Origin of the sequence: Geodermatophilus africanus (genome assembly GCF_900107105.1) — a bacterium.
Lineage (GTDB): Bacteria > Actinomycetota > Actinomycetes > Mycobacteriales > Geodermatophilaceae > Geodermatophilus > Geodermatophilus africanus.
Genome location: NZ_FNOT01000005.1, coordinates 444,712 through 455,821, shown reverse-complemented (window position 1 = coordinate 455,821; position 11,110 = coordinate 444,712). Strand labels below are relative to the sequence as shown.

Genomic DNA, 11,110 nt, shown 5'->3' with positions numbered 1-11,110 from the left:
ATGCTCATGTGGAGTAGGCCGAGTTCTCGTGCACGTAGGCGATGGACAGGTCGTTGGTCCAGATGGTGGCCTGCTCGGACCCGGCGCCCAGGTCGACGTCGATGCTGATCGCCCGGCCGGTGAGGTCGACGCCCTCGCGCGGGTCGCCGATCGCGCCACCCCGGCAGACGGTGACCCCGTTGATGGTCACGTCCACCCGGTCGGGCGCGAAGGCGGCGTCGGTGGTGCCGATCGCGGCCAGCACCCGCCCCCAGTTCGGGTCGTTGCCGAACAGCGCGGTCTTGAGCAGGTTGTTGCGGGCACACGCCCGGCCGGCGGTCAGCGCGTCGGTGACGCTGGCCGCGCCCCGCACGGTGATCGCGATGTCCTTGGTCGACCCCTCCGCGTCGGCCAGCAGCTGCATCGCCAGGTCCGTGCACGCCGCGGTCAGCGCCTCGACGACCTCCGCCGCCGACGGGGTCACGCCGCCGGCGCCGTTGGCCAGCACGAGCACCGTGTCGTTGGTCGACAGGCAGCCGTCGGAGTCCACCCGCTCGAAGCTCACGGCGGTGGCCTGCTTGAGCGCCGCCTGCAGGACGTCGGCCGGCACCTGGGCGTCGGTGGTGAGCACCACCAGCATGGTGGCCAGGCTGGGGGCGAGCATGCCCGCGCCCTTGGCCATCCCGCCGACGGTCCAGCCGTCCCGCTCGACCACGGTGGTCTTGGGCACCGAGTCGGTGGTCATGATCGCCCGCGCCGCGTCGGGGCCGCCGTCCTCGGACAGCACCGCCACCGCCGCGGTCACCCCGGCGGTGAGCCTGTCCATCGGCAGCCGGACGCCGATCAGCCCGGTGCTGCACACCGCGACGTCGATCGCGCCCAGGTCGAGTTCCTTCGCGGCGTGCTCGGCGGTGGCGTGCGTGTCCCCGAAGCCCTCGGGCCCGGTGCAGGCATTGGCCCCGCCGGAGTTGAGGACGACGGCCCTGACGCGGCCGCCGCTGAGCACCTGCCGGCTCCACTGCACCGGCGCGGCCGGGAAGCGGTTGGTGGTGAAGACCGCCGCCGCGGTGTCATCGGGTCCGTCGTTGACGACCAGGGCGAGGTCGTGCGCTCCGGTGGACTTGAGGCCCGCGGCCACCCCGGCCGCCCGGAAACCCCTGGGTGCGGTCGTGCTCATGCCGGCGTCCCCGCGGGGATGGGCAGCGCCGGCGGGACGTCCCGGCGGGAGGGGGTCACGGGGCGACTCCCACGACCGGCAGGCCGGTGGTCTCGGGCAGGCCCAGCGCCAGGTTGGCGCACTGCACCGCCGCGCCCCCGGTGCCCTTGGTCAGGTTGTCCACCGCCGCCACCACGACCAGCCGCTGCGCGTCCGGATCGACGGCCAGCTGCAGCGCCACGGTGTTGGCGCCCAGCACCTGCGCGGTGGTCGGCCACTGCCCCTCGGGCAGCAGGTGCACGAACGGCTCGTCGCCGTAGGCCTTCTCATACGCCGCCCGCACCGCGGCCTCGTCGGTGCCCGGGGCCAGGGGTGCCGAGCAGGTCGCCAGGATGCCCCGGCTCATCGGCACCAGCGTCGGGGTGAAACTCACCCGCACGTCCCGGCCCGCCGCCTGGGCGAGGTTCTGCACCATCTCCGGGGTGTGCCGGTGCACCCCACCCACCCCGTAGGCGCTCACCGACCCCAGCACCTCGCTGCCCAGCAGGTGCGGCTTGACCGACTTGCCCGCCCCGGTGGTGCCGGTGGCCGCCACCACGACCACCTCCGGCTCCACCAGCCCGGCGGCCAGCGCCGGCGCCAGCGCCAGCGTGACCGAGGTCGGATAGCAGCCCGGCACCGCGATCCGCCGGGCACCGGCCAGCCGCTCCCGCTGCCCGGGCAGCTCCGGCAGCCCGTAGGGCCAGGCCCCGGCGTGCCCGCCGCCGTACCACCGGGCCCACGCGGCGGGGTCGTTGAGCCGGTGGTCGGCGCCGCAGTCGATGACCAGCGTGTCGTCGGGCAGCCGGGCGGCGATCGCCGCGGACTCCCCGTGCGGCAGCGCCAGCACCACCACGTCGTAGCCGGCCAGCTGCTCCGCGCCGCTGCCCTGCACCTCCAGGTCGGCGTAGGGCAGCAGGTGCGGCTGCAGCTCCCCCAGCCGTCGCCCGGCGCTGGCGTTGGCGTGCACCCCGGCCAGCCGCAGGGCCGGGTGCCCGGCCAGCAGCCGGCACACCTCACCCCCGGCGTATCCGGTGGCGCCGGTGACCCCGACCGTCCACGTCCGCGCTCCACTCACGATGCATGACCATACACGGCCATGCATGACCCCTCATCTTGGGTGTCCCAGGCCGGCGATCCCCGCGGAGATCGCCGGGGCCCCGGCGGAGCGACGGCCGGCCGTTCCCCGGGACGGCGACGGTGATCACGCGTGCCGGGAGTGCCCCGCGGGCATGACGGTGCCCAACCCACGGGCGCCGCCCGACCGAGGAGCCTCGACGTGAGTCCGTTCGACCGGATCGTGATCATCTTCAACCCGCAGAGCACCGGCGACGCGCCGCGGTCCGCGGAGGAATTGCACGCCGAGCTGACCCGGCGGCTGCCGGCCGTGCCGGTGCAGCTGTGCCCCACGCGGTACGCCGGCCACGCCCGCGACCTGGCGAGGGAGGCGGCCGGCACCGGGCGCCCGCTGCTGGTCTCGGTGAGCGGGGACGGCGGGTACAACGAGGTCGTCGACGGCGTCATGCAGAGCGGCAACGACCAGGCCGTCTGCGCCGTCCGGGCCGCCGGCAACGCCAACGACCACCGCCGGGTGACGCGGGAGCGCCCGCTGGCCGACGCCATCGTGGCCGGCGACGTCCGCCGGATCGACCTGCTGCGACTCACCATCGGCAGCGGACCCGCCGCGCAGACCCGGTACGCGCACTCCTACATCGGCGTCGGCCTCACGCCCGTCGTCGCCGTCGACCTCGAGGAGGGCGGGAAGGGGTCGTGGCGGGAGATCGTGACCGTGGTGCGGTCCTTCTCCCGTTTCCGGCCATTCCCGATCAGGCTCGAGGACGGCAGGCGGCGCACGATCGACAGCCTGGTGTTCGCCAACATCGACGAGATGGCCAAGTACGCGACCCTCAGTGAGGGCGGCCGCCCCGACGACGGCCGGTTCGAGGTCATCACGCAGCGGCGCACCGGCAAGCTGCGCGTGCTCGGGACGCTCGTCCGGGCGGCGACCCGCGGGCTCGGCCCGCAGCCGAGCGCCACGCACTACGCGTTCACGGCGCTCGCCCCCATGCCGCTGCAGCTGGACGGCGAGCTGGTTGAGCTCGAGGCGGACACCCCGGTCGCCGTCGACATCGCACCCGGGGCGCTGGCCACGGTCGTCTGACCGGCCGCCGCCGGTCAGGCCAGCGGGTCGTCGTCCCCGTAGGGGCGCAGCCGCAGCTGCCGGGCGGCGTCCGCCGGCGTGGTGGCGCGCAGGACGGCCAGGTCGTCGGCGCCGGCCCGCAGGAACCGGCCGGACCACTGGTCGAGCTCGCCGGCGGCGATCGCGGCGACCAGCTCGACGACCCGCTCCGGCGGCGTCCAGTCGGAAAAGCCGCGCCACATCGGCATCGCGCGGGTCATCGGGGTGTCGACGACGCCGGGCGCCACGTCGAACACCCGGACGTCGAGGCCCTCCAGGGCGCCGGCCAGCGCCTCGGTCATCCGCATCAGGCCGGTCTTGGCCACCGAGTACGCCGAGTACTCCGGCCGGGCGCGCACGCCCATCCCACTGGCGAGGTCGACCACGCGGCCGCGGTTGCGCAGCACCATCCACGGGACGACGGCGCGGGCGAGCAGGAACGCGCCGCGGACGTGGCTCTCCACGACCGACCACCACTGGTCCGGGTCGGCCTCCCACAGCGGCTCCTCGGCCGCGTCGATCACGCCGGCGTTGTTGACGAGTAGGTCGACCGGCCCGAGCTCCTCCCGGACCCGTGCGACCGCCTCGTCCACCGCGGCCCGGTCGGTGACGTCGGCGGGCACGGCCAGCGTCTGCGCGCCGGAGGCGGCGGCGACCTCGGCCATCGCCGCCGCCAGCCGCTCGCCGCTGCGCGCCAGACCGGCCACCGCCATGCCGCGGGCGGCCAGCCCCGCCACGAGGTGCCGGCCGATGCCCGACGACGCGCCGGTGACCAACGCGACGCCGGAAAGTGCAGTGGCCCCGTCCAGAGGCTCGCCGCGAGCCTGCGAGCGGTGAGGGGGGCGGGGTCCTTCCCCTTCCTTAACCACGGAGCTCCGCCTGCAGCGCCTGCTCGACGGAGGCCACCACGCGCTGCCGGAGCTCGGCGGCCTCCTCGCCGGACAGCGTCCGGTCCGGCGCGCGCAGGGTCAGCGAGTACGCCAGCGACCGCCGTCCCTCCCCTACCTGGGGGCCGGTGTAGACGTCGAAGAGCCGCACCGCCTCGAGCAGGTCGCCGGCCGCCTCGCGGATCGACTCCTCGACCGCCGCGGCCGGCACCGCCGCGTCCAGCACGAAGGCCAGGTCGACGAAGACCGGCGGGAAGCTCGACAGGTGCGGTCCCACCGGCACCGACGCCGGCGGCAGCGCATCGACGTCCAGCTCCATGACGGCGGTGCGGGCGGGCAGGTCGAGGGCCGCGCACACCCGCGGGTGCAGCTCGCCGGCGTGCCCCACCACGCGCCCGTCGACCAGCAGTTCCGCGCAGCGGCCCGGGTGCCACGGCGCCCGCTCCCCCGCGCGCACCGTCAGCTCCACCCCGGCGGCCTCGGCGACCCGGCGGGCGGCCTGCACCGCGTCCGACCAGCCGGCCGGCCGCCCCGCGCCCCACCAGCCGCGCGGCTCGCGGTGGCCGGCCAGGGCCACGGCGACGTGCCAGGGCTGCTCCGGCACGGCACCCAGCAGCGCGGCCAGGGTCGCGTCGTCCGGACGCCGGTCGACGCCGGGGAGCGGGGCCGCCGACCGCTCCCCGCCGGGGAAGACCGCGCCGTGCTCGAAGAGCGCGACGTCCCGGATGCCGCGGGAGAGGTTGCGCGCCAGCGCGGCGAGCAGGCCCGGCAGCAGCGTCGTCCGCAGCGCCGGCTCCTCCTCCGACAGCGGGTTGCGGACCAGCACGACCTGCCGGCGCGGGTCGTCCCCGGCCAGGCCCAGCGCGTCGAGGGCCGCTGTCCCGACGAACGGAAAGGACGGCGCCTCGACGTAGCCGAACTCCGCGAGCGCCCGGCCGACGGCCCGGCGCCGGCGCTGCCGCTCGGTCAGCCCGCGTCCGGGCGGGGCCGTGGGCAGCACCGAGGGGACGTCGTCGTATCCGGCCAGCCGGACGACCTCCTCGACCAGGTCGGCCGGGTCGGTGAGGTCGGGGCGCCAGGTCGGCGGGGTGACCGTGAGCGGGCCGCCGTCCCCGTCGACCGTGCAGCCGACCGCGGTCAGCAGCTCGGTGACGCGCTCGGGCGGGTAGGGCACGCCGGCGACCCGGCCGGGCCGAGCGGGGTCCAGCGCGATCGTCGGGCGGGGGCCGCGGGTGTCGACGTCCACCAGCGAGCCGACGACGCGCGCGCCGCCGTACTGGGCCAGCAGCGCGGCGGCGCGGGTCAGCGCGGCCACGGTCATGTCCGGGTCGACGCCGCGCTCGAAGCGCTTGGCCGCCTCGCTGGGCAACCGGTGCCGGCGGGCGGTGCGCGCCACCCCGGTCGGTTCCCAGTGAGCCGCCTCCAGCAGCACGGCGGAGGTGCCGCCGCCGATCTCGGTCGAGGCACCACCCATGACGGCGGCCAGCCCGATCGGGCCGGAGTCGTCGGTGATGAGCAGGTCGTCGGAGGAGAGCGCGCGGTCGGCGCCGTCCAGCGTGGTCAGCCGCTCGCCCTCGCGCGCCCGGCGGACGACGATCGGCCCGCGCACCCGGTCGCGGTCGAAGGCGTGCATCGGCTGGCCGAGCTCGAGCATCACGTAGTTGGTGACGTCGACGGCCAGCGAGATGCTGCGGACGGCGGACTGCGCCAGCCGGCGGCGCATCCACCACGGGGTCGGCGCGGTCGGGTCCAGGCCCTCCAGTGCGATCATCGAGAAGCGGTCGCAGCGGTCGGCGTCCTCGACGGTGACCTGCCACGCCGGCTCGCCCGACCAGCCAGGCGCGGCCAGGGCGCCGGGGTCGCGCCACGGCAATGCCAGGCCGGTGCCCGTCTCGCGGGCGATGCCGCGCATCGACAGGCAGTAGCCGCGGTCCGGGGTGATGGCCAGCTCGACGACCACGTCGTCCAGGCCGACGACCGGGCCGGCCGGGGTGCCCGGAGCCGGGGCGTCGTCGCCCAGCACCAGGATGCCGGCGTGGTCCTCGCCGACGCCCAGCTCGCGGACCGAGCAGATCATCCCGTCGGAGACGCGGTCGTAGGTCGTCCGCGCGGCGATCGCGAAGCCGCCGGGCAGCACCGCCCCGGGCAGCGCCACGACGACGGCATCGCCGACGGCGAAGTTGGTGGCGCCGCAGACGATGCCCCTCGGCTCGGCCTCCCCGACGTCCACCCGGCAGTACCGGATCGGCTTCTTGAAGCCGGTCAGCTCCTCGATCCCCAGCACCCGGCCGACGACCAGCGGGCCGGTGACCTCGGCCGGCCGGTGGACCTCCTCGACCTCCAGGCCCAGCCGCACGAAGGCGGCGTCGAGGTCCTCGACGAGGGTGCCGGCAGGGACGTCGACGTGCTCGGCCAGCCAGCCGATGGGGACCCTCACTGCTCGACTCCGAACGCAGAAGTGAACCGGACGTCGCCCTCGGCGAAGTGGCGCATGTCGCCGACGGCCGAGCGGAACTGCAGGGCCCGCTCGATGCCCATGCCGAACGCGAAGCCGGAGTACTCCTCCGGGTCGATGCCGCAGGCGACAAGCACCCGCGGGTTGACCATCCCGCAGCCGCCCCACTCGACCCAGCGCGGGCCGTCGCGGTGCTCGGGGAACCACACGTCGAACTCCGCCGACGGCTCGGTGAACGGGAAGTACGACGGCCGCCAGCGGGTGACCGCGTCGGCGCCGAACAGTGAGCGGGCGAGGTGGTCGAGCGTCCCGCGCAGGTGCGCCATGGTCAGCCCGCGGTCGACCGCCAGGCCCTCGACCTGGTGGAACACCGGCAGGTGCGTCGCGTCGAGCTCGTCGGTCCGGTACACCCGGCCGGGCGCCACGACGTAGATCGGCGGGGTGCGGGAGAGCATCGTGCGCGCCTGCACCGGGCTGGTGTGCGTGCGCAGCACCAGGCCGGAGTCCTCGGGGGCGACGAAGAAGGTGTCCATCATCGTGCGCGCCGGGTGGTCGCGGCCGATGTTGAGCGCGTCGAAGTTCAGCCACTCGGCCTCGAGCTCCGGGCCCTCGGCGACCTCGTAGCCCATCCCGACGAAGATGTCGGCGATCCGGTCGGTCAGCGTGGTCAGCGGGTGCCGGGCGCCGCGGGGCAGCCGGTCCCACGGCAGCGTGACGTCCACCCGCTCCTCGGCCAGCACCCGCGCGTCGCGCTCGGCCTCCAGCTCGGCCCTGCGGGCCTCGTAGGCCTCGGTGACCGCGCCCCGGGCGGCGTTGACCCGCTTGCCGGCGTCGGCGCGGGCGGCCGGCGGCAGCGCGCCGAGCTCGCGGCGGGCCAGCAGCACCGGCGCGCGGTCCCCGAGGTGGGCCGGGCGGACGGCGGCCAGCTGCTCGAGGTCCCCGGCGCCGGCGAACGCCTCCCGGGCCTCGGCGACCGCCGCATCGAGGGCCTCGGGTGAGAGGGCGGCGACCTGCTTGGGGTCGTAGGGGTCGTTGGCGCCAGACACGGGAGGCCATTCTGCCCGGGGCCGCGCGGGCGCTGCTGCCGGGTTTCACCGGGGTGGTCCGCGTCCCTCTCGCGAGATCTGCACAGTGGCGGTCATCAGCCCCCCGATCACCGCCACTGTGCAGATCTCGCGGGCTGATAGACAGACCGGAGGCGGTGCGCACCGGTGTGCCGGGGGACGGAGGACGGCGTGGCCGTGGTGCTGGCGCTGGCCTGTGCGCTCGTCTGGGGAGCCGCCGACTTCTGCGGCGGGCTGGCGGCGCGACGAGCGGCAGCGTTCGCGGTGGTCGCGACCTCGCACGCGGTGGGGCTGCTCCTGCTGCTGGCGCTCCTGCCGTGGCTCGGCGGCGACCCGCGAGCGGCCGACCTGGCGTGGGGCGCCGGCGCGGGTGTCGCCGGGGGTGCCGGGCTGGCCCTGTTCTACCGCGCCCTGGCCCGCGGGGTGATGAGCGTGGTCGCGCCCGTCACCGCCGTGACCACGGCCGCCGTGCCCGTCATCGCCGGCCTCGCGAGCGGCGAACGCCTCGGAGCCGGCCCAGCGGTGGGGATCGCGGTCGCCCTCGTCGCGGTCGCGCTGGTGTCCGCGCAGGGCGGCCTGTCCTCGCTGCGTGCCCCACGTGCGACGAGCGTGGGGCCGGCCCTCGTGGCCGGGACCGTCTTCGGGCTCTTCTTCATCCTCCTCGACCGGACCGGTGAGGACGCCGGGCTCAGCCCGCTGATCGGTTCGCGCATCGTGTCCGTCGCGCTCGTGGTGGGCCTCGCCCTGGCCGTCGGTCGCTCGCTGTCGATCCCCCGGCCGACGCTGCCGGTGGTGGTGGCGGCGGGGATCGGCGACGTGTCGGCCGGTGCGCTCTTCCTCCTGGCCACCCAGGCCGGCGGACCGCTGGCCATCACCGGCGTCCTGGCCTCGCTGTACCCGGTGAGCACCGTCGTCCTGGCGCAGGTCGTGCTGCGCGAGCGGCTCGTCGCGACGCAGGCGGCCGGTCTCGCGGCGGCCGGCGTGGCCGTCGTCCTCATCACGCTGCCGGCCTGAGGCTCCCCCCGATGGGGGGAAGCGGCTGCGCGCCCGCTCAACGCGGCGTCGCGGCGTCCGATGGGGAGGGCGTGACCCTCACCCCGGCCGCTCCGGCAACGACCGTCGACGACGTCCTCAGGGACGGGACGGTGTACAGCGTCTTCCAGCCGATCGTCGAGCTCGACACCGGCAACGTGGTGGCCTACGAGGCACTGGCGCGCGGGCCGCAGGGCCCGCTCGAGCGCCCCGACCGGCTCTTCGCCGCCGCCCGCGAGGCCGGCCGGCTCGCCGAGCTCGACGCCGCCTGCCGCAGCGCGGCGCTGACCGGCGCGCTCGCGGCGGGGCTGGCGGCGCCGCTGACCCTCTTCGTCAACGTCGAGCCCGAGGTGCTCGACCGCGCGCCGCTGGAGGACCTGCTCGACATCGCGCGGGCCGCCCCCGGCGGGCTGCGGGTGGTCCTGGAGATCACCGAGCGGGCGCTGGCCACCCGGCCGGCCGAGCTGCTGCGCACGGTCGAGCGGGTCCGCTCGGTCGGCTGGGGCGTCGCGGTGGACGACGTCGGCGCCGAGGCGATGTCGCTGGCGTTCATGCCACTGCTGCGCCCGGACGTCGTCAAGCTGGACCTGCGGCTGGTGCAGGAGCGCCCCGGCCCGGCGATTGCCGAGATCATGAACGCGGTGAACGCGCACGCCGAGCGCACCGGCTCGGTGGTGCTCGCCGAGGGCATCGAGCACGAGGCCCACCTGGCCATGGCTCGCGCGCTGGGCGCGACGCTCGGCCAGGGCTGGTTCTTCGGCCGCCCCGGCCCCGGCCCGGTCGAGGGCGCCGCGACCGGCTCCCTGGTGCTGCCCTCGCAGGTGCCCGACACCGTGAGCGAGGACGTCGACGTCTCGCCGTTCGCCTGCCTGCCGATCGACGTCCCGCTGCGCGAGGCGCCCAAGGCGCTGCTCATCGAGCTGTCCAAGCAGCTCGAGCGCGAGGCGCTGCGGCTGGGTGCCGCCTCGGTGGTGGCGGCCACCTTCCAGGAGGCCCGGCACTTCACCCCGGCGACGACCCTGCGCTACCGCGATCTGGTGGAGCGCACCGGCTTCGTCTGCGCCCTGGGCGAGGACCTGCCGGTGGAGCCGCTGCCCGGCCTGCGCGGCGCCGCGCTCGACCCGGCCGACCCGGTCCGCGGCGAGTGGGACGTCACCGTGCTCGGCCCGCACTTCGCGGCCGCGCTGCTCGCCCGCGACCTGGGGGACGGCGGCCCCGACGCCGAGCGCCGGTTCGCCTACGCCCTCACCTACGACCGCGACACCGTCGTCCGGGCGACCGCGGCGCTGCTGGCCCGGGTGGCCCCGCGCCAGGAGCCGCTGCCGTCGGCCCCGCACCCCCACACCGCGGCGCCGGTGCGGCCCCCGACCGGCGCCGACCGGTTCGACGTCGGCGTGCTGGTCAGCGCGACCGGCGACACCCTGGTGCAGGGCGCGCTGGCGGCCACCCCGAGCGGCGTGTCCATCGTCGACGTCCGGCTGCCCGACCAGCCGCTGGTCTACGTCAACCCGGCCTTCGAACGGCTGGCCGGGCTGCCCCGGCACGAGCTGCTGGGCCGCAACTGCCGGTTCCTGCAGGGCACGGACACCGACCCCGCCGCGGTCGCCGCCATCCGCCGGGCGGTCGACGCCGGCGAGGAGTGCCGGGTGACGGTGCTCAACCACCGCGGGCCCGAGGGGACGCCGTGGTGGAACGAGCTGCACCTCGCGCCGGTCACCGGGCCCGACGGGGCGATCACGCACTACATCGGCACCCAGGTCGACGTCACCGCCCGCGTGGAGGCCGAGCGGGCGCTCGTGCAGGAGCGCGACCGCACCCGCAGCTACCTGGCCCGCATCGAGGAGCTGGCCTGCACCGACCCGCTCACCGGCCTGCCCAACCGGCGGCGCCTGGCCGAGCAGGTCGACACCGCGATCTGGAACGCCCGGGCCCGCGACGAGGCGGTGGCGCTGCTGTTCGTCGACCTGGTCGGCTTCAAGGCGGTCAACGACCGGTTCGGCCACGCGGCCGGTGACGAGCTGCTGGGCGCGGTCGCCGACCGGCTGGGCAGCCGGCTGCGCCGCAGCGACCTGCTGGCGCGCCTCGGCGGCGACGAGTTCCTCGTCGCGCTGACCGGCCTGCCCCAGGCCACGGCGGCGGCCGAGGCGCGGCACATCGCCGACGAGCTGGCCGCGGGAGTGGCCCGCCCCGTGGCGCTGGGTGACCGCGAGGTCGTCGTCCGGGCGAGCGTCGGCGTCAGCGTCTGGCCCGAGGACGGCGCGGACTTCCCGGCGCTGCTGCACTCGGCCGACATGCGGATGTACGCCACGCGCGCCTGAT

The 11,110-nt window shown here is 76.1% G+C and carries 8 protein-coding genes; 3 read left to right on the top strand and 5 right to left on the bottom strand.

Annotated features, from left to right (window positions below):
- Nucleotides 1-4: 4 nt before the first annotated feature.
- A complete protein-coding gene (gene argJ / locus BLW63_RS12345) occupies nt 5-1,156 on the bottom strand; it encodes a bifunctional glutamate N-acetyltransferase/amino-acid acetyltransferase ArgJ (RefSeq protein ID WP_091156093.1) in 1,152 nt (383 codons plus the stop codon).
- A 55-nt stretch (nt 1,157-1,211) separates the two neighbouring features.
- Entirely contained in the window at nt 1,212-2,252 is a 1,041-nt protein-coding gene (gene argC / locus BLW63_RS12340) for an N-acetyl-gamma-glutamyl-phosphate reductase (RefSeq protein ID WP_211517095.1), read from the bottom strand.
- A 201-nt stretch (nt 2,253-2,453) separates the two neighbouring features.
- Between argC and BLW63_RS12335 the strand changes: the two genes are divergently transcribed.
- Complete coding sequence (locus BLW63_RS12335) at nt 2,454-3,335, top strand: diacylglycerol/lipid kinase family protein (RefSeq protein WP_091156085.1); 882 nt, start codon at nt 2,454-2,456, stop codon at nt 3,333-3,335.
- Nucleotides 3,336-3,349: 14 nt separating this feature from the next.
- Here the strand turns inward: BLW63_RS12335 and BLW63_RS12330 are convergent, their stop codons facing one another.
- The 3 genes from BLW63_RS12330 to pheS form a co-directional block, all read right to left on the bottom strand.
- Nucleotides 3,350-4,129: an SDR family NAD(P)-dependent oxidoreductase gene (locus BLW63_RS12330; RefSeq protein WP_244522534.1), complete on the bottom strand. Its 780-nt coding sequence runs from the start codon at nt 4,127-4,129 to the stop codon at nt 3,350-3,352.
- Between the two features lie 85 nt (nt 4,130-4,214).
- A complete protein-coding gene (gene pheT, locus BLW63_RS12325) occupies nt 4,215-6,677 on the bottom strand; it encodes a phenylalanine--tRNA ligase subunit beta (protein ID WP_091156080.1) in 2,463 nt (820 codons plus the stop codon).
- A complete protein-coding gene (gene pheS / locus BLW63_RS12320) occupies nt 6,674-7,741 on the bottom strand; it encodes a phenylalanine--tRNA ligase subunit alpha (RefSeq protein WP_091156077.1) in 1,068 nt (355 codons plus the stop codon). Before pheS ends, pheT begins: the two co-directional genes overlap by 4 nt.
- Nucleotides 7,742-7,930: 189 nt before the next feature.
- Between pheS and BLW63_RS12315 the strand changes: the two genes are divergently transcribed.
- Both BLW63_RS12315 and BLW63_RS12310 read left to right on the top strand, forming a co-directional pair.
- The gene (locus BLW63_RS12315) at nt 7,931-8,773 is read left to right on the top strand and encodes an EamA family transporter (protein WP_091156074.1); all 843 of its coding nucleotides are present in this window, start codon (nt 7,931-7,933) and stop codon (nt 8,771-8,773) included.
- Between the two features lie 71 nt (nt 8,774-8,844).
- Nucleotides 8,845-11,109, top strand: a complete 2,265-nt coding sequence (locus tag BLW63_RS12310) for a diguanylate cyclase domain-containing protein (RefSeq protein WP_244522533.1) — start codon at nt 8,845-8,847, stop codon at nt 11,107-11,109.
- Nucleotide 11,110: the final 1 nt, after the last annotated feature.